Annotated in this window: 28 protein-coding genes; 16 read left to right on the forward strand and 12 right to left on the reverse strand. The window is 59.4% G+C overall.

The window, feature by feature from the left end; genetic code table 11:
* The first annotated feature begins 63 nt into the window (after positions 1–63).
* Positions 64–468, forward strand: a complete 405-nt coding sequence (locus tag JM93_RS09225; protein ID WP_145342533.1) for a hypothetical protein — start codon at positions 64–66, stop codon at positions 466–468.
* On the opposite strand, the gene pobA is transcribed toward JM93_RS09225, so the two are convergent.
* From pobA to pcaD, 9 genes are all read right to left on the reverse strand, one after another.
* Complete coding sequence (gene pobA, locus JM93_RS09230; protein ID WP_145342535.1) at positions 465–1,637, reverse strand: 4-hydroxybenzoate 3-monooxygenase; 1,173 nt, start codon at positions 1,635–1,637, stop codon at positions 465–467. The two genes, JM93_RS09225 and pobA, sit on opposite strands and share 4 nt — an antisense overlap.
* A 154-nt stretch (positions 1,638–1,791) precedes the next feature.
* Positions 1,792–3,147, reverse strand: coding sequence for a class-II fumarase/aspartase family protein (locus JM93_RS09235; RefSeq protein WP_145342537.1), 1,356 nt, complete (start codon positions 3,145–3,147; stop codon positions 1,792–1,794).
* A 3-nt stretch (positions 3,148–3,150) separates the two neighbouring features.
* Positions 3,151–4,356, reverse strand: coding sequence for a 3-oxoadipyl-CoA thiolase (gene pcaF, locus JM93_RS09240; RefSeq protein ID WP_145342539.1), 1,206 nt, complete (start codon positions 4,354–4,356; stop codon positions 3,151–3,153).
* A 1-nt stretch (position 4,357) separates the two neighbouring features.
* Positions 4,358–5,128: a CoA-transferase subunit beta gene (locus JM93_RS09245; RefSeq protein WP_145342541.1), complete on the reverse strand. Its 771-nt coding sequence runs from the start codon at positions 5,126–5,128 to the stop codon at positions 4,358–4,360.
* Entirely contained in the window at positions 5,125–5,991 is an 867-nt protein-coding gene (locus JM93_RS09250) for a CoA transferase subunit A (RefSeq protein WP_145342543.1), read from the reverse strand. Before JM93_RS09250 ends, JM93_RS09245 begins: the two co-directional genes overlap by 4 nt.
* A 40-nt stretch (positions 5,992–6,031) precedes the next feature.
* Positions 6,032–6,658, reverse strand: coding sequence for a protocatechuate 3,4-dioxygenase subunit alpha (gene pcaG / locus JM93_RS09255; RefSeq protein WP_145342545.1), 627 nt, complete (start codon positions 6,656–6,658; stop codon positions 6,032–6,034).
* Between the two features lie 3 nt (positions 6,659–6,661).
* Positions 6,662–7,408, reverse strand: coding sequence for a protocatechuate 3,4-dioxygenase subunit beta (gene pcaH / locus JM93_RS09260; protein WP_145342547.1), 747 nt, complete (start codon positions 7,406–7,408; stop codon positions 6,662–6,664).
* Between the two features lie 39 nt (positions 7,409–7,447).
* The gene (gene pcaC, locus JM93_RS09265) at positions 7,448–7,867 is read right to left on the reverse strand and encodes a 4-carboxymuconolactone decarboxylase (protein WP_280114415.1); all 420 of its coding nucleotides are present in this window, start codon (positions 7,865–7,867) and stop codon (positions 7,448–7,450) included.
* Entirely contained in the window at positions 7,860–8,654 is a 795-nt protein-coding gene (gene pcaD, locus JM93_RS09270) for a 3-oxoadipate enol-lactonase (protein ID WP_145342549.1), read from the reverse strand. Before pcaD ends, pcaC begins: the two co-directional genes overlap by 8 nt.
* Before the next feature lie 119 nt (positions 8,655–8,773).
* Between pcaD and pcaQ the strand changes: the two genes are divergently transcribed.
* From pcaQ to JM93_RS09305, 7 genes are all read left to right on the forward strand, one after another.
* A complete protein-coding gene (gene pcaQ / locus JM93_RS09275; protein WP_145342551.1) occupies positions 8,774–9,703 on the forward strand; it encodes a pca operon transcription factor PcaQ in 930 nt (309 codons plus the stop codon).
* Positions 9,704–9,889: 186 nt separating this feature from the next.
* Positions 9,890–10,918: a TRAP transporter substrate-binding protein gene (locus JM93_RS09280; protein ID WP_145342553.1), complete on the forward strand. Its 1,029-nt coding sequence runs from the start codon at positions 9,890–9,892 to the stop codon at positions 10,916–10,918.
* A gap of 101 nt (positions 10,919–11,019) precedes the next feature.
* The gene (locus JM93_RS09285) at positions 11,020–11,517 is read left to right on the forward strand and encodes a TRAP transporter small permease (RefSeq protein WP_145342555.1); all 498 of its coding nucleotides are present in this window, start codon (positions 11,020–11,022) and stop codon (positions 11,515–11,517) included.
* Complete coding sequence (locus tag JM93_RS09290) at positions 11,510–12,901, forward strand: TRAP transporter large permease (protein WP_145342558.1); 1,392 nt, start codon at positions 11,510–11,512, stop codon at positions 12,899–12,901. Before JM93_RS09285 ends, JM93_RS09290 begins: the two co-directional genes overlap by 8 nt.
* A 146-nt stretch (positions 12,902–13,047) precedes the next feature.
* Positions 13,048–13,908 carry an ATP-binding cassette domain-containing protein gene (locus JM93_RS09295; protein ID WP_145342560.1) on the forward strand — a complete coding sequence of 287 codons (861 nt, stop codon included), beginning with the start codon at positions 13,048–13,050 and terminating at the stop codon, positions 13,906–13,908.
* Entirely contained in the window at positions 13,898–14,713 is an 816-nt protein-coding gene (locus tag JM93_RS09300) for a metal ABC transporter permease (RefSeq protein WP_145342562.1), read from the forward strand. The genes JM93_RS09295 and JM93_RS09300 overlap by 11 nt, the downstream gene beginning before the upstream one ends.
* Before the next feature lie 8 nt (positions 14,714–14,721).
* Entirely contained in the window at positions 14,722–15,135 is a 414-nt protein-coding gene (locus JM93_RS09305; RefSeq protein ID WP_145342564.1) for a Fur family transcriptional regulator, read from the forward strand.
* Positions 15,136–15,150: 15 nt separating this feature from the next.
* Here JM93_RS09305 and JM93_RS09310 read toward each other — a convergent pair whose 3' ends face one another.
* Together JM93_RS09310 and JM93_RS09315 are read right to left on the reverse strand one after the other, a co-directional pair.
* Positions 15,151–15,648, reverse strand: a complete 498-nt coding sequence (locus tag JM93_RS09310) for a DUF3429 domain-containing protein (RefSeq protein ID WP_170230608.1) — start codon at positions 15,646–15,648, stop codon at positions 15,151–15,153.
* Positions 15,649–15,661: 13 nt separating this feature from the next.
* On the reverse strand, positions 15,662–16,270 hold the full coding sequence (locus tag JM93_RS09315) for a glutathione peroxidase (RefSeq protein WP_145342568.1): 609 nt from the start codon (positions 16,268–16,270) through the stop codon (positions 15,662–15,664).
* A gap of 109 nt (positions 16,271–16,379) precedes the next feature.
* Between JM93_RS09315 and JM93_RS09320 the strand changes: the two genes are divergently transcribed.
* The 8 genes from JM93_RS09320 to JM93_RS09355 all read left to right on the forward strand — a co-directional run bounded on the left by JM93_RS09320 (position 16,380) and on the right by JM93_RS09355 (position 25,171).
* Complete coding sequence (locus JM93_RS09320) at positions 16,380–17,360, forward strand: NAD(P)/FAD-dependent oxidoreductase (protein ID WP_145342570.1); 981 nt, start codon at positions 16,380–16,382, stop codon at positions 17,358–17,360.
* Positions 17,361–17,475: 115 nt separating this feature from the next.
* Positions 17,476–18,699: a glycosyltransferase family 87 protein gene (locus JM93_RS09325; protein WP_170230610.1), complete on the forward strand. Its 1,224-nt coding sequence runs from the start codon at positions 17,476–17,478 to the stop codon at positions 18,697–18,699.
* Positions 18,700–18,777: 78 nt separating this feature from the next.
* Positions 18,778–19,911: a Gfo/Idh/MocA family protein gene (locus JM93_RS09330; protein WP_145342574.1), complete on the forward strand. Its 1,134-nt coding sequence runs from the start codon at positions 18,778–18,780 to the stop codon at positions 19,909–19,911.
* A 130-nt stretch (positions 19,912–20,041) separates the two neighbouring features.
* On the forward strand, positions 20,042–20,620 hold the full coding sequence (locus tag JM93_RS09335) for an NnrU family protein (RefSeq protein WP_145342576.1): 579 nt from the start codon (positions 20,042–20,044) through the stop codon (positions 20,618–20,620).
* A 164-nt stretch (positions 20,621–20,784) separates the two neighbouring features.
* Positions 20,785–21,471, forward strand: a complete 687-nt coding sequence (locus JM93_RS09340) for a tetratricopeptide repeat protein (RefSeq protein ID WP_145342578.1) — start codon at positions 20,785–20,787, stop codon at positions 21,469–21,471.
* Positions 21,468–22,817, forward strand: coding sequence for an outer membrane protein assembly factor BamB family protein (locus tag JM93_RS09345; protein WP_145342580.1), 1,350 nt, complete (start codon positions 21,468–21,470; stop codon positions 22,815–22,817). The genes JM93_RS09340 and JM93_RS09345 overlap by 4 nt, the downstream gene beginning before the upstream one ends.
* 38 nt (positions 22,818–22,855) lie before the next feature.
* The gene (gene der / locus JM93_RS09350; protein ID WP_145342582.1) at positions 22,856–24,274 is read left to right on the forward strand and encodes a ribosome biogenesis GTPase Der; all 1,419 of its coding nucleotides are present in this window, start codon (positions 22,856–22,858) and stop codon (positions 24,272–24,274) included.
* 21 nt (positions 24,275–24,295) lie between these two features.
* Entirely contained in the window at positions 24,296–25,171 is an 876-nt protein-coding gene (locus tag JM93_RS09355) for an inositol monophosphatase family protein (protein ID WP_425280816.1), read from the forward strand.
* Between the two features lie 100 nt (positions 25,172–25,271).
* Here JM93_RS09355 and tssD read toward each other — a convergent pair.
* Positions 25,272–25,541, reverse strand: a 270-nt coding sequence (gene tssD / locus JM93_RS09360) for a type VI secretion system tube protein TssD (RefSeq protein WP_145342587.1), incomplete at its 5' end; no start/stop codon positions are given.

Consider the following 25,541-nt stretch of genomic DNA (forward strand, 5'->3'; position numbering starts at 1 on the left):
ATGAGGACTTGGGGTTTTTACAACTGCCGCTAAGTTAACTTTTTGTTAACTTTTGAGGTGGGCATGAGTTATCTCGTCAAGTACTTTTACATTTGGATTTACGTCGTTTTCGGTATCGGCTTCACACTTGGGGTGGGCATCAACCCCGACGGCTTCACCTCTGCAATGAAACCCTATGTCGCCGGGACGGTGGACAGGTACGAGCGGGCGGAGCGTTACGTGCGCACCTCCGAAACAGTTGCAACAGCCAAAGCCATGGCAACCGTCTTTCTGGACACGATCGGTGTCTCGCGGGTTCTGCTCGAACTCACGAACTCCGAGCTCGAAGATGTTTTGAGAAAAATCACCCTTGAGCCTATGCAGGATGACATCGACGGCATACCCCAACCCGTTTTCGAGCCCCGCGACGAGAACGGTTATCTGGACGCGCGGCTGCAGACTGCCCCGTTTGCTGCGGCGAGGGCCTAGTAGGGCAGGCCGACATAATTCTCAGCAAGTGACACTTGGGCTGCACGGGAGCTTGCAAGATAGTCCATGTCCGCCTGCTGGATCCGCGCGTTAAACGCACCAAGCTCTGGAAACTGGTGCAGCAGCGTCGTCATCCACCATGAAAACCGCTCCGCTTTCCAGATTCGGGCCAGCGCGCGCTGGGAATAGTGATCGATGCCGGCATCGGATTTTTCTGCGTAGTGTTCGATCAGCGCGCCGGATAGATAATGAATGTCCGAGGCGGCCAGGTTCAGGCCTTTTGCACCTGTTGGCGGCACAATATGCCCGGCATCCCCGGCCAGCATCAACCGGCCGAAACGCAAGGGCTCGGCGACATAACTCCGAAGCGGCGCAATACTTTTTTCGATCGACGGCCCGGTCTCCATGCGCTCGGCGGCCTCCGCGCCGAGACGGATCTTCAGTTCATCCCAGATCATCTCGTCAGACCAGGCGTTTACATCGGTGCCGGTCGGAACTTGGATGTAGTACCGGCTCAGCGTGTGGGATCGCATGGACGCCAGCGCAAATCCGGTGTCGTGATTGGCGTAAATCAGTTCGTGATCCACCGGTTTGGCGTAGGACAAGATACCCAGCCAGCCGAAAGGGTAAACCTTTTCATATTCGGTCAGTGCGCCCTCGGGCACGGACTTGCGGGAGATGCCGTGATAACCGTCGCAGCCGCAAATGAAGTCACATAGGATTTCGTGCCTCTGGCCGTCTTTCAGGTAGGTGACCTTCGGACTGTTGCCGTCGAAATCATGCGGTATCACGTCGTCCGCCTGATATATGATTTTGGCATCGCGCGATGCATGCGCATCCATAAGGTCCTTGGTGACTTCTGTCTGGCCGTAGACCATCACTGTCTTTCCGCCGGTCAGGTCTTTCAAGTCGATGCGCAGGCGTGTCTCGCCGACTGCAATCGTAAAGCCGTCATGCGGTAGGCCCTCGCGATGCATGCGGTCCGCGACGCCTGCTTCCTCCAGCATGCCGGTCAAACCCTGTTCAAGAACACCCGCCCTGATCCGGCTCAGAACATAGTCCGGAGACCTGTGTTCAAGCACGACACAGTCAATGCCAGCGCGGTAAAGCAGCTGAGACAGCAAAAGCCCGGAGGGCCCAGCTCCGATGATGGCCACTTGTGTACGCAATCCCTATCGTCCTTCCCGCATATGTCCGGCATGGTGCCGCGCTTTGGGTTACCCTAGGATATGTGCTTATGGCCCGAACTGAATGGACAATGGGAACAAAGGCTTGGACTTTTCAGACGCTGCTTGAATCAGTTTGTGAACAGCTGGAATCGCGCTAACAAGTTTTGCATGCAACAGCTTGAAAAGACTCGACGATCCGGTTGATCAGAGCGTTGCTTTGCCCCAGATGGCGTGCCGGATTGCGCAGATCTTGCCACGCAATTTTGCGCGACAGTGCCGGGTTGAGAATGCGTGGCAGGACCTCAAACAGGTCGGTGTTCTCTTCGGCGGCGATCCCGCAAGCCTTTTTGGTAAGGGTGATCGCATCGGCGCGCGGCATGTGTTCCGACAAAGCAAAGCTCACTGCCTCGGCAAGGAGCAGTCCCTTTGAGGCATGGATGGTGCCCAGCATCCGGGCCTCGTCGACCTGCATTTGGTTCAAAAGGGTGTCAAAATGCTGGAGCGCGGCTCCGGCGGCGACAGCCATTTGCGGCAAAACCATCCATTCCAGTGTCCAGCCAGCCCCACCGCGTTCGTGGCTTTGAAGCACGGATTGGTGAAACCCGCCAAGGGCGGCCGCATTGTGGCGGGCGAGCGCGACAAGTGTTTCTGCCAAGACCGGATTGGCCTTGTTGGGCATCGTGGACGAGCCGCCGCCCGCAGCGAGGCGGATTTCGGCAACTTCGTTTTGCGCAAGCAGAACCAGATCCTCGCCAATCTTGCCGAGCGTGCCCGTGACCAGAGCGAACCATCCCGCGGTTTCACCCAGGTTATCGCGCAAGCTGTGCCAAGGCGCTGGCGACACTGCCAGATTGAGGTCCTGGGCCACAGTCCGCTCAATCGTGGCCGCATCGGGTCCGAACGCGGCCATGTTGCCCGCTGCACCTGACAGGGACAGAACTAGTGTTCTTTTGCGGAGCTCCGCCAGACGCTGAAGATGCCGGGTGAGGGCCGCAAGCCAACCTGCTGTCTTGAGGCCGAAACTGGTCGGGGACGCCTGTTGCATGCGCGTGCGGGCGGCCATGGGAGTGGTGGCATGGGCGCGCGACACAGTGACCAGCCGGTGTCCCAGAGCGATCAGTCTGCGTTCATGCAGATCGAACACATCCCGCAGTCTCAGAACCAGGCCGGTGTCCATGATGTCCTGACTGGTCGCACCCAGATGGACGTAACTTGCGACATCCGGACCGACGGCAGACCGGAGGGCTGCAACAAAGGTGGGGATCGGAATCCCGTCCTGCGCGGTTCCCTCCCGGAGCGTTTCCGGAGGCAATTCGAAGTCTGCACTGATCTGGGTGATCCGGGTACCCGCTTGCGCAGGGATGGCACCAATTGCAGCCTGCGCTCTGGCCAGGGCCGCCTCGACCCGCAAAAACGCCCGCACAACCCGTGCGTCATCAAATTGCGCTGCGGTTTCTGCATCGGACAACAGGGCGCCGGTGATGGCGCTGTCGAAAGCTGTGAAAGCCATGTGCTAGACCGCCTCGAGTGCGATGGCGATGCCTTGGCCAACGCCAATGCACATGGTCGCCAGGGCCAGTTTCTGCCCGCGTTCTTTCAGTTCCAGCGCGGCTGTTCCTGTGATGCGCGCGCCGGAAGCACCTAGCGGATGGCCAAGAGCGATGGCACCGCCGTTGGGATTGATGTGCGGGGCGTCATCAGGCAGGCCGAGATCCCGCAGCACTGCAAGGCCCTGCGCGGCAAAGGCTTCGTTCAGCTCGATGACATCGAAGTCACCAGGCGCAAGCGACAGGCGCTCGCAGAGCTTGCGGGTGGCCGGCGCCGGGCCGATGCCCATGATCCGCGGCGGAACGCCGGCCGTTGCCCCGCCAAGGATACGGGCAATCGGTGTTAGGCCGTATTTCTCAACGGCATTGTCCGAGGCGATCAGAAGTCCTGCCGCGCCATCGTTGACCCCAGACGCGTTGCCGGCCGTAACGGTGCCATGCTCCCGAAACGGTGTTTTCAGCTTTGAAAGGGCGTCGACCGTGGTCCCGGCGCGCGGATGTTCGTCCGTACCGACGATGATCGGGTCTGCCTTGCGCTGAGAGATCGTCACCGGCACGATTTCCTGTGCCAGACGGCCGCTCTCTTGCGCGCGCACCGCCCGTTCTTGGCTGCGAACGGCAAAAGCGTCCTGGTCCGCCCGTGAAATCCGAAACTGCTCCGCGACGTTTTCAGCTGTTTCCGGCATGGAATCGATGCCGTATTGCTCTTTCATCAGCGGATTGACGAAGCGCCAGCCTATGGTTGTGTCGTAGACGGTGGTGCTCCTCGAAAACGCGGTTTCCGCCTTGGGCATGACAAACGGTGCCCGCGACATGGATTCCACACCGCCGGCGATAGCCATTTCAATTTCACCGGCAACGATGCCGCGTGCCGCAGAGATCACCGCATCCATACCTGAGCCGCACAGCCGGTTGATTGTGGTGCCGGGAACGGTGTCCGGCAGCCCGGCCAGAAGGGCCGACATGCGGGCGACATTCCGGTTGTCTTCGCCGGCCTGATTGGCGCAACCGAAAAACACTTCGTCGAGATGTGTCCAGTCCACATCCGGGTTGCGCGCCATTAACGCCTCGATTGGGATCGCGCCCAGATCATCAGCCCGAACCGCCGACAAGCTGCCGCCGTAACGGCCGAAGGGAGTGCGCACATAATCGCAAATAAAAGCACGCTGCATGTCAGGCTCCTTCGTGCGCGGCTTTGGTACGGGCATGAAGATCCCGCAAAACCAGCAGCTCTTCGGTGGTCGGGGCCGGTGTCTCGGCCATGGTCTCGGCAAATTTCGGCGCCCAGCCGACCGTGTCCATGATTTGAGCCTTGGTCACCCCTGGATGCAAGGAGGTGACGGTAAACTCCTTGGTTTCCGGATCGGGCTGCCAGATGGCAAGGTCGGTGATCAGCCGCGTCGGTCCTTTGGTGTGGACACCATGCTCTGCGCGATCCCGGCCGCCCGTGCCGTGGCCCAGCGATGTTATGAAGTCGAGCTTCTCGACGAAACCGCGGCGCGACTGTTTCATGGTGATGAAGATTTCACCGCAACTGATCGCGATTTCCGGCGCGCCGCCGCCGCCCGGCAACCGGACCTTCGGCGTTTCGTAGCCGCCGACCACGGTCGTGTTGATATTGCCGAACCGGTCGAGCTGGGCGCCTCCCAAAAAACCCACCGTGATCCGGCCGCCTTGAAGCCAGTATCGGAACATTTCCGGCACCGAAACCGTGGTCAGCGCCGTATCGCACAATTCGCCGTCGCCAATGGACAGCGGCAGCACATCCGGGGCCGTGCCGATGGTTCCGCTTTCGTAGATCAGGGTGATTCCCGGCGCATGGGTTAGCCGGGCGAGGTTGCAGGCCGCGGAAGGGGCGCCGATCCCGACGAAACACACGTCCTTGCTCGACAGCGCGCGTGCCGCGGCGACGGTCATCATCTCGGTTGGCGTGAAGTCGCTCATCGTGTGCCGCCTTTCTGCATCAGCCCCGCCACGCGGCTGGCAAATACCTCAGGCCCCGCTTCCATGACATGCTCGTCCATCCAGGCCCGGAACCTTTCCCGGTCGGACGCAATGTCATCCCAGGCGATATAAAACGCATTGTCGCGGCCATAGTATCCTTGTGTGTAGGATGGATGGGCACCGCCCTTGACCTCGGCGACGGACGTGATTGTCCACGATGGGAGAATGATGGCGTTTGGCGAAACACCTTCGAAGTCGTCGACAATTTCCTCAACCGTGACAATCGAGCGTTTGGCTGCCAGCACCGCTTCCTTTTGAACGCCGGTAATGCCTTCCATGAATACGTCGCCGTTGCGGTTGGCCTTCAGGGCATGGATCACTGCCACGTCGGGCCTCAAAGCGGGAACAGCGGCCAGCTCCTCGCCGGTAAATGGGCAGGTGATGAACTTGATGTTGGGATTGACGCGCGTGAGTTCCGCACCGCGGTAGCCGCGGAAGACCGCGCAGGGAAGACCGGCAGCGCCTGCCTCATAGGCGTTTGCCATGGCGGCATGGCTGTGTTCCTCGAGCTCGATCTTGTGCGGCCAGCCGTTTTCGACCGAGTCTCTCAATCGCCTCAGCAGCCCAACGCCCGGATTGCCAGCAAATGAAAAAATCATTTTCTTGACGCAGCCCATCCCAATCAGCTGGTCGTAGATCAAATCGGGCGTCATGCGCATCACTGTCAGGTTCTTGCGGCCCTGACGAATGACCTCATGCGCGGCCGCATGAGGGATCAGATGCGTGAACCCTTCGAAGGCAATGCTGTTGCCGTCGCGAATGTTGTCGGCGACGGCTTCCTGAAGTGTCTGAAATTTGGCCATGAGATCGCGGCGTTGCTCCCGTTTTCGTTCTTATCCGGCGTCAAATATCAAAAAAGACTGTTTCCTCAGCGCCTTGGAGGTGGATGTTGAAACGGTACACTGCAACGTCACCCGTGCTGATGCGTTCGGCAATCAGGGTTTGCCGGCGGGCTTCCTGCTCAATCGTGTTCAACACAGGATCAGCCGCATTGGCCGCCGTCTCTTCGGAAAAGTAGAGCCGGGTCTGCAAACCGACATTGAGGCCGCGGGCGACGATCCACAGGCTGATATGCGGGGCTTGCTGTACACCATTCCTGCCGGGAACCACGCCGGGCTTGATGGTTTCGAAGCTGAAAAGTCCGGTCTCGAAGTCCGATCCGCACCGTCCGAAGCCCGCAAACCCGTCATGGTCCGCACCGCCCGGCAAGTCTTCGTGACAGTTGTACCGCCCGTTTGCATCCGCCTGCCAGCACTCGATCAGCGCATCGCGGATCGGCGTTCCCGTGCCGTCGAAAACGCGTCCCTCGATGGTGATCCGTTCTCCGGGTGTGTCCGGCCCTGCAAGCTTGTTGGAGATCGTCTTGCCTGCAAACGCCTGTCCGGCCTGCGCGGGGGCAAGGCCAATATGCACATAGGGTCCGGCCGTCTGGCTCGGGGTTTCCTTCAGATAGCCAAGTGTCGGCACCATGGCTCAGTTTCCTTCCAGACGGTTTTCGAAAAGGGTCGACCGGCGGCCGCGCAGCACGATATCGAACCGGTAGGCGAGACAGTCGAATGGAATTGCGCTGTTCATGTCGAGCCGGGCAACCAGCCGGTCGATGGCTTGCGGGTCCGGAATGGTCTGCACGATCGGACACTGATCGACAAGCGGATCACCCTCGAAATAAAGCTGAGTGATCAGGCGCTGCGCAAATGCGCTGCCGAATATCGAAAAATGGATGTGCGCCGGCCGCCAGTTGTTGCCGTGATTGCGCCACGGATAGGCGCCGGGCTTGATGGTTCTGAAATAATAATAGCCATTGTCGTCGCTCATGCAGCGGCCGCATCCACCAAAATTTGGATCCAACGGAGCGAGATACCTGTCGTTCACATGCCGGTAGCGGCCACCGGCATTCGCTTGCCAGACCTCGACCAGCGTGTTCGGGACGCCGCGGCCGTTCTCATCGAGAACATGGCCGTGAACGATGATCCGTTCGCCGATCGGATCGCCATCATGAGCGTGGTTCTTGATCAGGTCGTGGTCCAGTGGGCCAAGGTCGCTTTGGCGGAAAACCGGGCCGGTGACTTCGCTTAAGGTCTGCTCGAGAGACAGGAGCGGCTTTTGCGGCGATCTGCTGACGGACGTTTTGTAGCCCTCGGTCAAAGCCGGCGGATGTTGTGTCCGGTCACGGGCATAAAGCTCGGCAGGTTGCCGTCTTGTCTGGTCTTTGGCGCCCATCGTCTCCTCCTGGTGCCCTGTGTTGCCGGGCCTTGTTTTTCAGGTGTTGCTCGGTGAGTCGGGATCTGAATCTTCAAACACGGTTTTTGCGATCTTGAATGCCGTATTGGCGGCAGGAACCCCGGCATAGATCGCGACATGCAACAAAGCTTCCCGGATGTCCTCCAGGCTGGTTCCGGTATTGCGGCTTGCCCGCAAATGCATGGCCAGTTCCTCCTGATGACCAAGCGCGGCCAAGAGGGCGATGGTCAACATGGAGCGTTCACGCCGCGTGATCGTGTTGTCCGACCAAACGGTGCCCCAGGCGCCCTCCACGATCAGCGTTTGAAAATCCTGGTCAATCCCGGTGGCCGAACGGCTTGCCTTGTCGACATGGGCATCCCCCAGAACGGCACGGCGTGTTGCCATGCCCTGATCAATTCGTGATCCCGGCTTCCGGTTGTGTGAGCGGTCAGACAAGGCCGTGCTCCTCAAAAAAGCTCTTCATGGCCCGGATCACTGCGTCTGGCTGATCGATACATGGCACGTGCCCTGCCTCCGGAATCTCGACAAAGCGCGCGTTTGGCATCATGTCGGCCGTCGCTTTCACCAGTGCGGGCGGGGTTGCCCCATCGGCACTGCCACACAGGCACAGCGCCGGCATCTTGAGCGCCTTCGTCTCGGCAGTATGGTCTGTATCCTTCAAAATCGCACAGGTTGCCAAATAGCCTTCGGTGGGGGTGCGTGTCAGCATAGCATGCCAACCGGAATAGGCTGCCGGATGCGCTGCCTTGAAGCTCGGCGGAAACCAGCGTTCGAGAACGGCATCGGCAATCGCGCCGAGACCGTCTTGTTCGATCATGCTCATGCGGCTTGTCCAGGTCGCCGCATCGCCGATGCGCGAAGCCGTGTCGCACAGGATCAGCGCCGGGACGCGGTCCGGGCTGCGCGCTGCAAAGCCCTGGGCTATCAGCCCGCCGACCGACAGCCCGACCGCGATCACCTGATCGACGCCCAACGCGTCGCATAGCGCTTCGACATCTCCGACCAAATCGGACAGCCCATACCCGCCAGGCACACATTGGCTCAAGCCGTGGCCGCGTTTGTCTGCCCGTACGATCCGGAACCGGTCCTCAAAGGCCGGGACAACATGATCCCAAATCCGGAAATCTGTGCCCAGGGAGTTGAGGAACACCAAAGCGGTCCCGGTTGCCACGCCGGTATCGGCATAGTGCAAGTTGACGCCGTTGACGGAAATCATCTGCATGGGAAGTCGTGTCTCGTTGGCACAATATTGCGCAAAATCATGAAACTCTATCTTTGATCATTGCAATGGTTATGTAAAATGAGAATATCGCAAAAAAGTATAACCATCTGGAATGCCTAATGATCGATGCGCGTGTGAAGTACCGGCATGTCCAGTGTTTCCTTGAGGTCTCGCGGCGCAGGAGCGTCGTCAAAGCCGCAACAGCTTTGTCGATCACTCAGCCCGCTGTGTCCAAAACGCTTAAGGAGCTGGAGGACATTCTCGAAGTGCGGCTGTTGGAGCGCAGCCGGCGCGGGGTTGTTCTGACGCAATTCGGGGAAGTCTTCCAGCACTATGCGGCGGCCAGTCTTGCCGCACTGAAACAGGGGCTCGACAGCGTCGCCCAGGCCCGGGTCTCCGGCGAATCGTACCTCGATGTCGGAGTGCTGCCGAGTGTTGCTGCCAGTATCGTTCCCGAGGCGGTCCGCCAGTTTCAATCGGAGAAAATCGGCACCACCTTGTCTTTGGTGACCGGACCCAACACGCTTTTGCTGTCCCGCCTGCGGATGGGCGAACTCGATCTGGTGGTCGGACGCCTTGCCGATCCGAAACAGATGGCGGGACTGTCCTTCCAGCATCTTTATTCCGAACGGGTGTCGTTTGCAGTCCGGGCGGGTCACCCGCTTCTGGGGCTGCCAGCTGCCGAACAGATGGCGCGTTTGCCGGACTATCCGGTACTGTTTCCGACGAAAGAGGCGATCATTCGGCCCTATGTCGAGCGGTTGATGATCGCGCATTCGATCACTGTGCTGCCGAACAGGATCGAAACGATCTCAAACGCCTTCGGACGCACTTTCACGCTTGAAACAGATGCCGTCTGGATCATTTCCAGCGGCGTTGTTTCGCGCGATGTCGAGGCCGGTGTCTTGCAGGAACTGCCCTTGGAGACGACGGAAACCACGGGGCCAGTTGGTTTGACGACGCGGGCCGACATCGCACCAACTCCGGCTCTGTTGCTGTTTTTGAGCGCGATCAAGTCGGCCGCAGAGGCGGGAGCTGTGAAATTATAGGGAAAACGTCCGAAACGGACATTTGATTTGGTTATATAAACAGGCGAAATGCTCATTTTACATAACGAAACAGGCAAATTAGCGTTGATGACAATTCGTGGAGGTTTGCTAGGCTGCTGGGAATGAGGGGTAGCCACAGTCTGAAACGAGCAAGAGCTGAAAGGCTCGCCATCGGGAGGAGATCACATGAAACGTATCGTATCCTTGTTGACCGGAGCCGCCGCTCTGGCGGTCGCCGCATTTCCGGCCAGCGCGCAAGACGTCACGCTGACCTTGCACCACTTCCTCGGGCCGAAAGCACCGGCACATTCCAAGATGCTCGAGCCTTGGGCCAGAAGCGTCGAAGAGGCCTCTGACGGACGCATCAAGGTGGAAATTTTCCCAGCCATGTCGCTCGGCGGAAAACCGCCGGAGCTTTACAGCCAGGTGCGTGACGGGGTGGTCGATATTGTCTGGACGGTTCTCGGCTATACACCGGGCGTTTTCCCGCGCACCGAGGTTTTCGAACTGCCCGGGGTTCATGGCGGTTCTGCCGAAGACACGACGGTGGCCATTGCCGAGTCGTTCGACATGATTGCAGACGACTTTAAGGACGTACACCCGATCCTGGTGCATGTGCATGGCGGACAGGCCTTCCACATGGTCGACAAACCGGTGCGCTCGCCTGCCGATCTGGAAGGCTTGAAACTGCGCACACCGTCGCGCATTGGCGGCTGGACCATTGAAGCTTATGGCGCTGAGCCGGTCGGCATGCCGGTGCCGGATCTGCCGCAAGCGCTCTCAAAAGGCGTTGTTGCAGGGGCCATGGTTCCGTTTGAAATCATGCGTCCATTAAAACTGCAGGAGCTGACCCAGTATTCGACAGAGGGCCCCGGCGGTGAACGCTTCGGCACGGCGACCTTCATGATCGCAATGAACAAGGACCGTTACGACAGCCTGCCCGATGATCTGAAAAAGGTGATCGACGATCACTCCATGTCCAATATTGCAAGCACATATGGCGCAGTATGGGATGGCTCCGAAGGCGACGGAAAGAGCTTGCGCGCCGAAAGCGGAGAGCTGATCACATTGACCGAAGACGAAATGGCGGCATTCGACGCGAAAGCACAGGAAGTCATCGACCGATGGATCGCCGAAGCAGACAGCAACGGCATGGACGGTGCTGGAATGGTGAAAGCCGCGCAAGAATCTATCGGCGCGCAATCTGGAAACTGATCGGCGGGAGCCTCGTCAGCGAGGCACTGACCGGCGTAAGCTGACAACAGGCGGGCGGCACGGTGTTCTGGCGCCCGCCTGAATTGTGAATGGGGAGCAAAATGGTCGCTGCACTGCATAGGGCGGTCACATTCTGGGCGTTGTTGGGGGGTGTCCTCGCCATCGCCATTGTGCTGGTCACAGCGGTCAATGTCGGCGCTTTTATGCTGGATTCCGCCTTGAAGCCCTTCGGCATCTATGTGTCTGCCCTCCCGGGATATGAAGATTTTGTCCGGTTGGCGGTCAGTGCCGCTGCACTGAGCTTTTTCCCGTATTGTCAGATGAAACGCGGCCATGTCGCGGTCGAGCTTTTTGTTCAGTCCTTTCCCGAATGGCTTCGCGGGGCCTTGGACCGGTTCTGGACGTTTTTGAGCGCGGCACTGGCTGTATTTCTCGCCTATTGGATGTGGATCGGCATGCTGGAAAGCCGGTCGGACGGCACTGTGACCGCCATATTGGGCTGGAGCGAGTGGCCGTGGTATTTCCCGGGCATCGTGTCCATGGGGCTCTGGGCGCTGGTCTCGCTCTATCAGGCGGCGGGAGGCAAGTCCTATGGGTGAGTTGGAACTGGTCGGTATTGGCGGCCTGGCTGTTTTGTTCGTCTTGTTGGCGCTGCGCATGCCGGTCGGTCTGGCCATGCTGGTGGTCGGCATCGGCGGCACATTCGTTCTGTCGCAGATGGTCTCCTACATCCGGTTTGAGCCCTATCTCAGGCAGTTCAAGTCGCTGCTGTGGAACAACATGGCCAATTACGATCTATCGGTCGTGCCGCTGTTCGTGCTGATGGGCTATCTGGCCAGCCAAGCCAATTTGAGCCGGGATTTGTTTCGGGGCATGAATGCGCTGATGGGGCGGTTCCGCGGCGGGGTGGCGATGTCCGCCATTGGCGCATGCGCCGGATTTGGCGCCGTGTGCGGATCGTCCTTGGCCACGGCCTCCACTATGGGGCGGGTCGCCTTGCCGGAATTGCGCAAACTGAACTATGCACCGCGTCTGGCAACCGGTGCTTTGGCAGCCGGTGGAACGCTCGGAATTCTTATTCCGCCCTCTGTTGCCTTGGTGATTTATGCGGTCATTGTCGAAGCCTCGATCATCGAGATGTTCCGGGCCGCGATTGTTCCCGGCGTTATTGCGGTGGTGTTCTTCATTACGGTGATCGCTGTTTTGGTGCGGCTCAAGCCGGATCTGGCACCGACACAATCGGTTATGGAACCTGAGGAGCGGCGGCGTGCGTTGTGGCGGTTATTGCCGGTCTTGCTGATTTTCGGCGCGATCATCCTGGGCCTTGGGATCGGTCTGTTTACCCCGACACCTGCGGCAGGTGTCGGCGTGTTTGCCATTCTTGTCTACGGCTTTGCCCAGCGGCTTTGGGGCGAACCGGGATTGACACTGCCGGGCATGCGCAGCGCTTTGCTCGACACGGCAGTGACCAGCGGCATGATTTACTTCATTCTGTTCGGGGCCGAGGTGCTGAAAGGGTTTTTCACCCGCGCGGGCCTGCCGTCGGCGATGGCGACCTGGGCCGGGTCCAGCGGACTTGATCCCTGGGTTATCCTGATCGCGATGCTGATCATTCTGGTCATTCTTGGATGCTTCATGGAATCGCTCGCCATGATCCTCGTCGTGGTGCCGTTTTTCTGGCCGGTCCTTGTTGATCTCAACGGCGGGGACTATGCAACGGCCGCCACCGCCACGTTCGGCATGGGGCCGGAGGAGCTGAAAATCTGGTTCGGGATCCTGGCGCTGATTGTCGTCGAGCTAGGGCTTATCACGCCGCCCGTCGGCCTGAATGTGTTTATCATCAATGCGCTGGCCAAAGATGTTCCCATGACCGAGACATTCCGGGGTGTCATGCCGTTTTTCGGCGTCGAACTGATCCGGGTCGGGCTCATCCTCGGTTTTCCGGTTCTGGCCTTGATGTTGCCAAGGCTGCTGAGCGGGTAGGGCGTTCCGGGCCGCAATGTCCAAAGCAGAGTTGGCCGCATGCCAAGGGTGCCATTGCGCAGTATGTATTCACAGCCTATAACGTAACACTATAACATTTCGGAGCGCTTGGTTCCGGCGAATTTTGAAACAGGTAGTCAATGTCCATGAAAACGGACACCGCGCCGCTTGTCAGCTTGACGCAGGCGGGCGTGCAAAAAGGCCGAGACTGGCTGGTCCGCGGGGTCGATCTGACCGTCGAGCCGGGTGAAATCGTTACCCTTATCGGTCCAAACGGCTCTGGAAAGTCAACCAGCGCCAAGATGGCGCTTGGCATCTTGAAACCAACCGAGGGCACGGCGCGCCAGCGCACCGGGCTTCGCGTCGGGTATGTCCCGCAAAAACTGATGATCGACTGGACCCTGCCGCTCAGTGTTGAGCGGTTCATGAGCCTGACGGTCAAGGTGAACCGGGACGAAGCGTTCGCAGCGCTTGGCGAGACCGGCGTGACGCATCTGGCGAAATCCGAGGTCCGCAACCTGTCCGGTGGCGAAATGCAGCGCGTCCTCTTGGCCCGCGCAATTGCCCGCAAACCGGATCTGCTGGTCCTGGACGAGCCGGTGCAGGGGGTGGACTATTCGGGTGAGATTGCGATTTACAATCTCATCCAGGAACTGCGCAACCGGTTGAAATGCGGTGTCTTGATGATCTCGCATGATCTGCATGTCGTCATGGCGGCCACCGACCAGGTTGTGTGCCTGAACGGCCACGTGTGCTGCCGCGGAACGCCGACGGATGTTTCGCAGGATCCCGGTTTTCAGGCGCTATACGGTGCAAGGGCCGGCGGCGCGATCGCGTTCTATCAGCATCATCACGACCATGTTCATTTGCCCGACGGCCGCGTTCGCCATGCAGACGGTACGGTGAGTGATCATTGCCATCCGGATCACGATCACGGCGATCACGGCACACAGAGCGCGGGTGGCGGGAGCAGCGCAGACGAAAAGCGGGCGGCCAATGCTGGATGATTTTTTTACCCGCGCCTTGATTGCCGGAATTGGCGTGGCTCTGGTCGCGGGGCCGCTTGGCTGCTTCATCGTCTGGCGCCGGATGGCCTATTTCGGCGATACGTTGTCGCACGCGGCTTTGCTGGGCGTGGCGCTGTCGCTGCTGCTTCAGGTCAATACCATGCTGGCGGTGTTTGCGGTCAGCGTCGGCCTGTCGCTGCTGCTACTTGTCTTGCGGCGCAATGATACGCTGCCCGCTGATGCCCTGCTTGGATTGCTGTCGCATTCGGCTCTGGCGATCGGCTTGGTATGCTTGGCGTTTCTGACCTTTGTCCGCATCGATCTGATTGGATTGCTGTTTGGCGATATTCTGGCCGTCTCCAAATCGGATCTGGCGATTATCTATGCAGGCGGAACATTCGTTTTGGCGGTGCTGGCCTTTGTCTGGCGGCCGCTTTTTGCCGGCACGGTCAGTCCCGAACTCGCCGCGGCTGAGGGCATGCATCCCGAGCGTGCCAATCTCATCTTCATGATGCTTATGGCTGTTGTCATCGCGATCGCCATGAAGATTGTCGGTGTTCTTCTGATCACAGCCTTGCTGATCATACCAGCGGCGGCCGCACGCCGTCTTGCACCCGGACCCGAAGCGATGGCAGCTCTTGCTGCCGGCATCGGGGGGGCGGCGGTCGTTGGCGGATTGTTCGGGTCGCTCAAGTTTGACACGCCGTCCGGACCGTCAATTGTCGTTGCGGCCCTCGGGCTGTTCATCGTCAGCTTGCTGCCTTTGCCTTTCCTGAGCCGTTCTGAAGACACGCGCGTGAGATAGAGATTGCCATGACCGCTCATTCACATGCCAAACCCGATCTGACCAAAAACCAGGGCCTCGTGTTTGGAGCGCTGACAGGCGCAGAAGGGCCGCTCACAGCCTATGCGATCCTTGATCTTTTGCGTGACGATGGCTTCCGTGCACCCTTGCAGGTTTACCGGGCATTGGACAAACTGGTGGAAATCGGGCTTGTGCACCGGCTGGAAAGCCTGAATGCGTTTGTGGCCTGCAGCCATCCGGTTGATTGCGGTGAACACAAAACCGCAGCCTTTGCCATTTGCGAAGACTGCGGCAAGGTGGACGAGTTTGCACCCGATGCCGCGCTTCAATCTCTGCAGGCATGGTCCCGGCAGGAGAAATTCGCTCTCGCTAAAACGACCATCGAGCTGCGCGGAACCTGCGCCAACTGCACGACCAGTTGACGTCAGGAAACCGTGTCAGACCGCACTTGGCAGCAGCACGGCTAGACAGACCGCGATGGTCAGGGGAATGCGCAACTTTGGGTACCAGGCCGGAGCAAGGCCGGCCTTCGCGCAATAAAGATCATAGGCCAGCAGCAGGGCGAAACAGACGGCGAGCGCGACCGCGCCGTAGTGGACGGGCATGGCAAGCGCCGCGAAGGCAGCCAGCGATGGGAGGACCGAAATGCCGAGCGCCTTGAAGGTGGGCGCATTGGCGTCGTGTTGCTGCCGCGCCATTTCCAGTCCCCAATGCACACCGCCCATGAATGACAGGATTACCGCACCATAAAAATTCAAAGCGAAATGCGCCTGCAGAACGTAGCGCGGCGGTGCCATGATGGCGGCTACGCAAAAAAGTGCGAACGGGATGAAGCCGGCAGCGCCAAGAATAAGCGCCGCCCGCGGGATGGTTGTCGCGTCCGCGCCGCCCGGCATGGAATTTCTCGTGCCGGTCGAGGAAGGGAAAGAGGTCATACGAGGATCCGGATCAGTTTTGGGGGGCTGCCTCATCTGCCGCAGGCAGGGCCGCAATAACCTGTTCGACCTTGCTTGTCACCTCGGTTGAGGTTGGCCGCGTCGGTGTGGGGAAGAAAGTGACCAATTTGCCGTCCGGACCAATCAGGTACTTGTGAAAGTTCCAATACGGACGCGATGCATCGCCGAGTTCGGCGACCGCCCATTGATAAAACGGGTGCGCGTCCTCGCCCTTGACACGGGTTTTGTTGGTCATGGGAAATTTCGCGCCATAGCGCGCTTCACAAAAGCCGGCGATCTCGTCATTGGCCCGTGGTTCCTGCCCGCCGAAGTCGTTTGACGGCACGCCCACGACAACCAGGCCTTTGTCCGAATAGCGCTCGTGGAGATCCTGGAGATCGCCGATCTGGTTCTTGAACCCGCACTCGGTGGCGGTATTCACCACCAAGACCGCTTTTCCAGCAAAAGATGACAACGGCAGCTGTTCACCGTTCGGCAAATCAAAAGCGAATGCATGCGCGGATGCCGGGGATTGCGCGACCGCGCCGCCGGGCACCGCAAGAGACAGGAAAGCGGCAGCAACGAACGTCACCGATTGGAATTGGGTCCAAACCGAGTGCATAACAGGACTCCCAAACATTGATTGCAACTTGCTTCGTCCTACGTGGACCGGGCAGTCGCGGTTCACCTCTATCGACCGTTCCAGCGCTTAAAGAGGCATCCTTAGACCCATGCTGCAAAAAGTTTCATCGTCCCGGATAGCGGTTGTTGGCGCCGGTCTTGCCGGGCTTGCTGCCGCCAGGAAGTTGCACCGCGCAGGCTATGCGGTGACGGTGTTTGACAAGGGACGGGGCCTGGGTGGACGCATGGCCACCCGGCGTACCGAGGGACCGTTTGTCTTTGATCATGGGGCGCAGTTTTTCACCGCGCGATCTCAAACGTTCCAGGCTGAGCTGGAGCAAATGGCCGCGGCCAGTCGTTGGCAGCCAGAAATCGCTGATGGAGTGACGCTTGAAAGCGAGGGCTGGTGGGTCGGCCAGCCGGCCATGAATGCACTGCCGAAAGCGTTTGCTGACGGGCTGAGTGTCACAACTGGGACACGCATCGTGTCGATTGATTATGCGTCGGAGGGCTGGCGTCTCCAGACGGAAGACGGCGAACAAGCGGGACCGTTTGACGGCCTCGTGCTGGCAATTCCGTCTGTGCAGGCGCAGGACTTGCTCGAAGGTAAGGATGACGGCCTTGCCGCCGAATTATCGCGGGTCGAAGTAGACCCGTGCTGGGCCGTCATGGCCGGGTTCAACATCGCGTTGGAGCTCGAATACGATCTTTATGCCGATGCGCTGGCCGACGTTGCATGGATTGCCGTCAACGGCTCGAAACCCGGCCGGCCCGTACAGGGCACATCCTTGGTCTTGCATGCAAGCCCGGAGTGGAGCAGGACCCATCTTGAGCTTGAACCGGACCAGATCGCGCCACTCGTGCTGGCACAGGCTGAAAAGCAGATTGGCCTCCGCCTGCCTCCGCCAGACTATTTGACGGCGCATAGATGGCGGTATGCCAAGACCCGCGTACCGGCCGGAAAGCCGTTTTTGGCCTCCGGTGACCTGCCGCTTCTCCTGTGTGGAGACTGGTGCCTCGGGGCCCGGGTGGAATATGCCTTTGAAAGCGGGATTGCGGCAGCTGATGCCGTTATTGCCCAAGCCGGGTAAGAACCCGTTCCGCTCGGCTGGCTGAGCGGAAATACAAGGCCGCCCTTATCGTCTTTTTTACGAAATGCGCGCAGCTTCGGCGAAACCACGGATCGGGAGCGGGCTGAAGAACCGAATGGCTGCCTTCATTGACCATTGTGGCGGACGCCTTTTCGCAGTGGCAGTTCTCGTGTCATGCGCGGCAACCGCGATTTTTCTGGCAGCCTTGTCCGGGCCGATTTTCCTGCTGCCTGCATCCTTGTTCGACGCTGCTTCCGAGGACCTTGCAGCGTTCTACCGCGCTGGACAAATGGCCCTTCAGGGAATTGCGGCCAAGGCTTACGAGCCCACGTCCTTCCGGCTTGGGCTTGGCGCTGAAAATGACGAGCTGCTCTATCTGAACCCACCTTATGCGCTGTTCTTTTTTCAGCCTTTGGCACTCATGCCCTATTGGGTTGCGAAACTCTTCTTTCTGCTCGCAACAGCAGTTCTTTTGGCGTTGATCGGGTGGCAGGTCTGGCCGGATACCAAGATCCCGGCCGCAGCGGTGCTTATGCTATCACCTGCCGCCTTTTATTCCTTGGATTATCTGCAACTTGCTCCGGTATTTGTGTTGCTGATCGTTGCTGGCCTTTTGGTGTGCAAGGAGCGTCCGCTTTTGGCGGGTATCCTGCTGGCACTGGCGACCATCAAGCCGCAATACGGACTGCTTGTTCCGGTTTTTTTGCTTGGCGTGCGGGCGTGGACGGCAATCATTTGTGCATCCTGCTTCACGCTTGCCTTGATAGCCGCATCGGCTGCGTTTTACGGAGTGGAATTGTGGGCCGTGTTCATTCACTCCCTGACAGAGGGCGCTCATTCTGCCCATCTGAACCAGGTGTTTCCGCTCATGGTTTCGGTCGACTCCTCCATCGGTAAATTGGGCGCCGATCCGGCGCTGCGCCGTTTGATCCAGGGGGCGGCGATCCTTTTGGCTGCTGTCATTGTGTATCGAACGGCCCGTGCGCCGAACCGGCGCAGGGCAATCGGCCTGACCATGCTCTGCATTCCTCTGGCCGCACCATCCTTTGCGCTGTATGACTGGGCCTTCATTTGCGCCGGGTTGATGATGGTCATGCCGGCCCAACAACCGCATTCATCGGCCTTTCAGGCCCACGCGGCTCACCTGTGGCTGTTTCCGCTTCTCTATCCGTTCGTCAACTGGGCGGCTTCCGCTGAGCAGTTTGCAGTACTTGCTCTTTACTCGGCATGCGTCCCGCTGCTCGTGGCGGTCGTCCTTGCCAGCCTTTTTCTGTCAGGACAAGGCAAACCCATGACCCGCGTCGGTGCGTCAGGGTCCACGGTTGAAACCCGACCCTGAGAATTTTCCGAAAAATTAAATGACCTTACGGCATTTTGTTGCCCAGTGGCAGTTGGCGACGGGCAATAGAGGTGTTCCATGGCAGGCAAGACCGGTATCGGCATTGTGGGATGCGGAAATATTTCGCGAACATATTTCAAGCTCATTCCATTGTTTGGCGGTCTTGAAATCAAAGCCTGCGCCGATCTGAACCGGGAGATGGCTGACCATGCGGCGGCGGCCAACGGCATCCGCTCACAAACGGTGCATGATCTTCTGGCCGCAGACGATCTGGACATCATCGTCAATCTGACAGAACCCGACGCGCATTGGGCGATTTCGAAACAGATTCTGAATGCCAACAAGCATCTTTATTCCGAGCTTCCCCTCGTCACGGATTTCGAACAAATGCAAGCTATGTTGTCCATCGCGATGACCAGGAAGCTCAAGGTTGGTGCCGCACCGGACAGTTTTTTGGGAGGGGCATTTCAGGCGGCCCGGGTCGCAATCGACAGCGGCCGGATCGGCACCGTGGTGTCTGGAACCTGTTTCATGATGATGCCGGGCATGGAAACGCGGCATCCGCATCCGGATATCTTCTATCGGCCTGGCGCCGGTCCGTTGATGCTTTACGGCCTTTATCACATCACTCATCTGGTCAATTTGCTTGGTCCGGTGGCCCGTGTCGCAGCCATGAGTGCCATCGGGACACTGGAACGCGAAATCACCTCCGGGGCGCGTAAAGGCGAGCGGTTTCCGGTTCAAACGCCAACCACGGTACAAGCACTATTGCAGTTTGAAAGCGGCGCGAATATCACGCTATCAACCAGCTGGGACGTGGTGGCCCACCGGCATTTTCCGATCGAGATCTACGGAACGGAGGGAACCCTTGTGCTGCCGGATCCGCTGTTTTTCGGGGGCGATGTGCATTTGACCGTCCATGGCAATGTGCCGCAAATGCTGGATGCCAGCGCACATCCGTTCTCTCGGCCAAACCAGAGCAATGGTACAAAATCGCTGGCAAACTACCGTGCGGCAGGCCTTGCCGACATGGCACAGGCCATAAAGTTGAAAAACGCATATCGATGCTCCATGGGCCTTGCGATGCATGCGCTGGATACCGCGCTGTCCATTTTAAAGTCGGCAGAGATCGGAGCGTTCGTTGACGTTGAAACGCCCGGCGACCGCCCCGAACAGCTTTCGCCCGAGGATGCCAAGGCCTTGTTGAGCTGATACCGTGGGACAAAGCCAGCTGGGAACAGCCGAATCCGGTTGACGGTTTCCCCTGCCTTTCTAGACTGCCGCTCGTTGCGATATTTTGAGAGGGAGCCGGGCTGCGCTTTGCGCCCGGAAGATGGCGGATATGCTCTATTTTCTAGTTGGTTTGATTGTCTTTTTTGGCCTTCATACGCTTCCGATGTTTCCGGAGCGCCGGGCGGCGATCGTCGCGCAGATGGGCGACATGCCGTATCGCGCGGTCTATTCGATCGCCTCAATCGCCAGTTTCGTCGTCATGATCTATGGCTATGGCATGGTCCGCGGTCAGCCGCCGATTTTGTACTATCCGCCGGAGTGGACGGGGCATCTCGTCATGCTGCTCATGGTTCCGGTGTTTCCGTTGTTGATCGCAGCCTATGTCCAAGGTCGGCTGAAGCGAACCTTCAAGCACCCGATGCTGGTGGCGATCAAACTGTGGGCCTTCTCGCATCTGTTGGTGCGCGGGGACCTTGCCTCAGTGATTTTGTTCGGCAGTTTTCTGGTCTGGGCGGTGGCGGACCGTATCTCGGTCAAACGCCGGCATGGAGGCGAGCCGTCCGTTGCGCTGCATATCGATGAAAACCGCCCCTATATCGACGGATTCGTGATCATCGCCGGGCTGATTCTGTACGGTTTGTTTGTTTGGAAGGGCCATGCGCTTGTCATTGGCGTTCCCTTGACATAATCAGGCACATCTATTCTGGCGCAAAAGGCATTTGCTCACGTCCTGCCTCACTTGCGCCATCAAACCGTTGAAAACAGCCCACATCTGATGATAGCTCAGCGCATCATCCGGTTCGGGTAGGCCTAAGCGTGACCCGTTGAAGCGAACTGAGGAAAAAGAGACGAATGTCCGATATCTTTCGTGAAGTCGATGAAGACATCCGCAAGGAAAAATACAGTCGGCTTTGGGATCGCTTTGGCGTATGGATCATCGCCGCCGCCGTTCTGATCATTGCGGGAACCGCCGGTTACCGCGGATGGATTTATTGGGAATCTCAGAAAGCTCAGGAAGCCGGCGATACGTTCTTTGAAGCATCCAGGCTTGCAGACGAAGGCAACTATCAGGACGCCCAGGCACTGTTCAATCAGCTTGAGCAATCGATTGGCGGTTACCCGGTTCTGGCGCGGTTGCGCAGCGCAACCTCGCTCGACCAGGAGGGGCGAAAGGAAGAAGCTCTGGCAGCCTTCGACGCCGTCGCCCGGGACAGCTCGGTCGCCGGCGCCTTGCAGGATGTTGCTGCGTTGCGCGCCGGATATCTGGCGATTGATCTTGAAGACTATTCTGCTGTAGCCGACCGCGTTGAAGGCCTGACGGCCGCCGGCGAACCGTTCCGCGCCGCTGCGCGCGAAATCATGGCGGTCGCCGCATGGAAAGCCGGCGACATTGACGCTGCCCGCAACTGGATTGAGCAGATCCGTGATGATGCAGAAGCGCCAGCCGATGTGACGCGGCGCGTGGGCATTTTGAATCAGGTGATCCGCTCCCAATACGGCGCACCGGAGACTTCTGGCGAGGAGGCCAGCCAAGAATGACCGTATCCTTCAGCGCAAATCTGCGCGCCATCGGCTGCGCGGTCGGCCTCAGTGCGTTCCTTGTCGGTTGCGGCACGATCAGCGATGTGACCGGCTCGCTAAATCCCTTCGGCAATGAGGAAATTCTCGAAGGTGAACGCCAGCCAGTGTTTGAAGGCGTTGATCCGGCTCTTGCGGCTGCGGGCGGCACGGCGTCGGTTGGTCAGGCGACCGGCGGTCAGGACTGGCCGATGGCCGGAGGTGGCGAACGCAATGATCCGGGCAATGTTGCTGTTTCCGTTTCCGGACAGCGTGCATGGCGCTCCAATATCGGAGCCTCCGGTGGCGGTTTGACGTCCTCCTCCTTGCGGGTGTCGTCGCGCCCGGTGAGCGCCGGCGGGCGGATCTATGTTTACAAGCCGTCCGGCGAGGTGGTCGCCCTGTCTACCAATGGCGGCCGGGCCTGGACGCAAAACCTCAGGCCGGAAGGCGAGAACGGCATCGCGCCCGGCGGCGGTGTGGCCGTATCGGGCGGGCGGGTGATTGCTGCGACCGGATACCGCCAGGTGGCCGCACTTGAGGCCGGCTCGGGCCGCGTTCTTTGGACCGCCGAGCTCGATACACCGGCCCGCAGTGCACCAACGGTCGGGGCAGGGCACGTTTTTGTGGTGACCCAGTCCAACGAAGTTTATGCGTTGAACGTCGAGGACGGGACCGAAGCCTGGTCCTATATCGGCATTGACGAGACTGCCGGCCTTTTGTCGGCCGCGAACCCTGCTGTTTCGGGCAATACGGTCGTGGTGCCGTTTTCCTCCGGCGAGCTGATGGCGATTGACATCAAGACCGGTGAACCAAAGTGGATCGACGGCGTTGCGCGCGGCTTCCGCACGCTTGCGCTATCCGGCTTGGCCGATGTTTCCGCCAGCCCTGTGATTGCCGGTGACACCGTTTATGCGACCGGTGTAGCCGGGCGCACGATCGCATCTTCCCTGCGCACCGGGCAACGCCAATGGGCGCAGGACCTGGGCAGCGTGCATACGCCCGTTGTATCCGGCAACGCGCTGTTCATGGTCGATCTGGATGACCGCATGGTCGCCCTCGACCGTAAAACCGGCGAAACTCTCTGGGCCACCACCTTGCCGCGCCCGACAAAGAAAAAGCGCCGCCGCAACTGGGCCGGGCCAATCCTTGCAAATGGCGCCTTGGTCGCCATGTCGAGTGACGGGCAGTTCGCAGCCGTCGACGCGGCCTCGGGGCAGATCATGACAACCCAGCCGGTGAATACGGATGTTTTCGTGACACCTATCGTTGCCGGAGGACGTATGATCGTTCTGGATGGTGACAGCGCGGTCGCAGCGTTTAATTGATGATCCGGCCGCAGGACGGCGGATAAGGAGTACAGGACGTGGGCGCTACTGTCGCCATTATTGGCCGGCCGAATGTCGGCAAATCAACACTCTTCAACCGCCTGGTCGGCAAACGCCTGGCGCTGGTGGATGACACACCGGGCGTGACCCGCGACCGGCGGCCAGGAGAGGCGCGCCTCGGCGACCTTCGTTTTACGATTGTCGACACTGCCGGACTTGAAGATGCTGATTCTGCGAGCCTGGAGGGCCGCATGCGCCGCCAGACCGAAGAGGCGATTGAGACCGCCGATGCGGTTTTGTTCGTGATTGATGCCCGTGCAGGCGTGACCCCGCTTGATGCCCATTTTGCCGAAGTCGCGCGCAAGACCACGCGGCCGGTGATCCTGTTGGCCAACAAGGCTGAGGGGCGGGCCGGTGAAAGCGGCCTGTTTGAGAGCTACTCGCTTGGGCTGGGTGAACCGATCGCGGTGTCTGCCGAACACGGCGAGGGCCTGGCAGACCTTTACGATGCGCTCAAGCCCTATGTCGACCAGGTTGACGCCGAAGAGGCCGCCGCCAAGGAGGAGGCGGTCACCAATGTCGATGTCGATGAAGAGGGTGAGCTGATCGACGCGGAAGACCCGGTTGGCACAAGAGAGCGCCCGCTCCGGGTTGCAATTGTTGGCCGTCCGAACGCCGGCAAATCGACGTTGATCAACAAGCTGCTTGGCGAAGACCGCATGCTGACTGGTCCGGAAGCGGGAATCACACGTGATTCCATTTCCGTCGATTGGGAGTGGCGCGACCGGCACATAAAGCTGTTCGACACGGCCGGCATCCGGCGTAAGGCGCGTGTTCAGGAAAAGCTGGAAAAGCTCTCCGTTGCCGATGCGCTGAGAGCCATCAAGTTTGCCGAGGTCGTTGTCATCACACTGGACGCGACCAATTCGTTCGAAAAGCAGGATCTGCAGATCATCGACCTTGTTGCGCGGGAGGGCCGTGCCCTGGTGGTCGCGATCAACAAGTGGGACCTGATTGAAGACCGGGAAGCCGCCTGGAAGAAAATCCGCGACGCCAACGAGCGGTATTTCAATCAAATCCGCGGCGTTCAGATTGCCACCTTGTCCGGTATGCATGGTCAAGGTGTCGACAAGCTGATGGAAAGCGTGTTTACCGCATATGACGCTTGGAATGCCCGGGTATCGACTGCCAAACTCAACCGCTGGCTCGAGCGTGTAACTGTCAATCATCCGCCGCCTGCCGTTGCGGGCCGGCGTGTGCGCCTTCGCTATCTGACCCAGCCGAAAACCAGGCCGCCACATTTCATCGCGTTTTGCTCGCGCCCTGAACAGCTGCCGGAAAGCTACACACGCTACCTGGTGAATTCCCTGCGGCAGACCTTCAACATTCACGGCACGCCGATCCGCTTTTCCTATCGCAAGGGCGAAAACCCCTATGTTGCGCGGAAAAAGCGCTAGGGACGGCATCCTGTCATATCCGTGTTTCCGTTTCCGGCCTATGCACTGTTCGCTGCCATAGAGTGGGATCGGGCGCGCAACCCGTTTTTGATGGAGTTCTTGAACATGGCGTCAGAACGCTTTGATTTTGCGTGTGCTCTTGCCGAAAAGGCCGGAGAGCTCGCTCTTGAGTATTTCAAGCGTCTCGATACGCTGACGATCAGCGAAAAAGGCCATCAGGACCTGGTGTCCGAAGCAGATCGCGACGTTGAAACGCTGATCCGTGCCGAACTTGCCAAAGCCTTTCCGGATGACGGTATCGTCGGCGAGGAGCACGAGAATGTGGATGGCACCACCGGCTACACTTGGGTGATCGATCCGATCGACGGCACCGCCAATTTTGTCGCTGGTATTCCGCAATGGTGCGTGATCCTGGCCTGCACCTTTGCGGACGAGACCATTATCGGCGTGATCCGGGATCCCATTGCCGGCGAAACCTTCCGGGCAAAACGGGGGGCGGGTGCTTTTGTCAACAACAAGCCGATCCGTGCATCCTCAACAGATACACTGGCCCGCGGTTCGGTGGGCATCGGATTCAACGGCCGGAGCAAGGCAACGGACGCGATAAACGCGATCGGTGGCCTCGTGTCGAAGGGCGGCGTGTTCTTCCGGAATGCATCGGGCGGATTGATGCTGGCCTATGCCGCATCCGGGCGGCTGATCGGGTATCTGGAATCGCACATGCATGCCTGGGACTGTCTGGCCGGCATGCTGATCATGCGCGAGGCCGGCGGCAAGGTGGCTGAATTTGACGGCCACAGCGTCCTGGCCAAGGGAACCAGGGTTATTGTCGGCGCGCCGGGTGTGTTTTCTGACCTGAAGGACATTGCCGAGGCGTCGTTCGCCCCCCAATCCTGACAGGTTTTGGCTGACATCAAAAAGCCGTCCCCGGGGCATGGGGACGGCTTTTCTGCCGGAGGTCTTAAGGGCGGGCCCCCGGCAGAAGGGGGAGATCCGGTTATGATGTGACCGGAGCGCGCCAGTCGTCGGAACCGGATGTGCCGGCTTTTTCGTGGGTCCACTCGGCTTTGCGGTAGCTGAAGAACCACTGGTCGAGATCGCCGCGGGAAGCGTTTTTGTCGTCGTTGACGTCCGGCAGCAGGTGCTTGCCTTCAACCAGAACCGCGTCGGTGTACTTGACGGTGAAGTAGTGCTCCTGCTGGCCTGCGGTCGAGGTGCGCCAGAAAGCGACTTCGATTTCCAGGTTTTCGCCGGTTGCCAGAGCCTG

The sequence above is a fragment of the Roseibium hamelinense genome (genome assembly GCF_007830545.1).
In the GTDB taxonomy this organism is placed as follows: domain Bacteria; phylum Pseudomonadota; class Alphaproteobacteria; order Rhizobiales; family Stappiaceae; genus Roseibium; species Roseibium hamelinense.

Coding starts and splice junctions, on each gene's coding strand:
- JM93_RS09225 (WP_145342533.1), top strand. CDS start 64: ATGAGTTATCTCGTCAAGTACTTTTACATTTGGATTTACGTCGTTTTC.
- JM93_RS09235 (WP_145342537.1), bottom strand. CDS start 3,147: ATGGCTTTCACAGCTTTCGACAGCGCCATCACCGGCGCCCTGTTGTCC.
- pcaF (WP_145342539.1), bottom strand. CDS start 4,356: ATGCAGCGTGCTTTTATTTGCGATTATGTGCGCACTCCCTTCGGCCGT.
- JM93_RS09245 (WP_145342541.1), bottom strand. CDS start 5,128: ATGAGCGACTTCACGCCAACCGAGATGATGACCGTCGCCGCGGCACGC.
- JM93_RS09250 (WP_145342543.1), bottom strand. CDS start 5,991: ATGGCCAAATTTCAGACACTTCAGGAAGCCGTCGCCGACAACATTCGC.
- pcaG (WP_145342545.1), bottom strand. CDS start 6,658: ATGGTGCCGACACTTGGCTATCTGAAGGAAACCCCGAGCCAGACGGCC.
- pcaH (WP_145342547.1), bottom strand. CDS start 7,408: ATGGGCGCCAAAGACCAGACAAGACGGCAACCTGCCGAGCTTTATGCC.
- pcaD (WP_145342549.1), bottom strand. CDS start 8,654: ATGCAGATGATTTCCGTCAACGGCGTCAACTTGCACTATGCCGATACC.
- pcaQ (WP_145342551.1), top strand. CDS start 8,774: ATGATCGATGCGCGTGTGAAGTACCGGCATGTCCAGTGTTTCCTTGAG.
- JM93_RS09280 (WP_145342553.1), top strand. CDS start 9,890: ATGAAACGTATCGTATCCTTGTTGACCGGAGCCGCCGCTCTGGCGGTC.
- JM93_RS09285 (WP_145342555.1), top strand. CDS start 11,020: ATGGTCGCTGCACTGCATAGGGCGGTCACATTCTGGGCGTTGTTGGGG.
- JM93_RS09290 (WP_145342558.1), top strand. CDS start 11,510: ATGGGTGAGTTGGAACTGGTCGGTATTGGCGGCCTGGCTGTTTTGTTC.
- JM93_RS09295 (WP_145342560.1), top strand. CDS start 13,048: ATGAAAACGGACACCGCGCCGCTTGTCAGCTTGACGCAGGCGGGCGTG.
- JM93_RS09300 (WP_145342562.1), top strand. CDS start 13,898: ATGCTGGATGATTTTTTTACCCGCGCCTTGATTGCCGGAATTGGCGTG.
- JM93_RS09305 (WP_145342564.1), top strand. CDS start 14,722: ATGACCGCTCATTCACATGCCAAACCCGATCTGACCAAAAACCAGGGC.
- JM93_RS09310 (WP_170230608.1), bottom strand. CDS start 15,648: ATGACCTCTTTCCCTTCCTCGACCGGCACGAGAAATTCCATGCCGGGC.
- JM93_RS09315 (WP_145342568.1), bottom strand. CDS start 16,270: ATGCACTCGGTTTGGACCCAATTCCAATCGGTGACGTTCGTTGCTGCC.
- JM93_RS09320 (WP_145342570.1), top strand. CDS start 16,380: ATGCTGCAAAAAGTTTCATCGTCCCGGATAGCGGTTGTTGGCGCCGGT.
- JM93_RS09325 (WP_170230610.1), top strand. CDS start 17,476: ATGGCTGCCTTCATTGACCATTGTGGCGGACGCCTTTTCGCAGTGGCA.
- JM93_RS09330 (WP_145342574.1), top strand. CDS start 18,778: ATGGCAGGCAAGACCGGTATCGGCATTGTGGGATGCGGAAATATTTCG.
- JM93_RS09335 (WP_145342576.1), top strand. CDS start 20,042: ATGCTCTATTTTCTAGTTGGTTTGATTGTCTTTTTTGGCCTTCATACG.
- JM93_RS09340 (WP_145342578.1), top strand. CDS start 20,785: ATGTCCGATATCTTTCGTGAAGTCGATGAAGACATCCGCAAGGAAAAA.
- JM93_RS09345 (WP_145342580.1), top strand. CDS start 21,468: ATGACCGTATCCTTCAGCGCAAATCTGCGCGCCATCGGCTGCGCGGTC.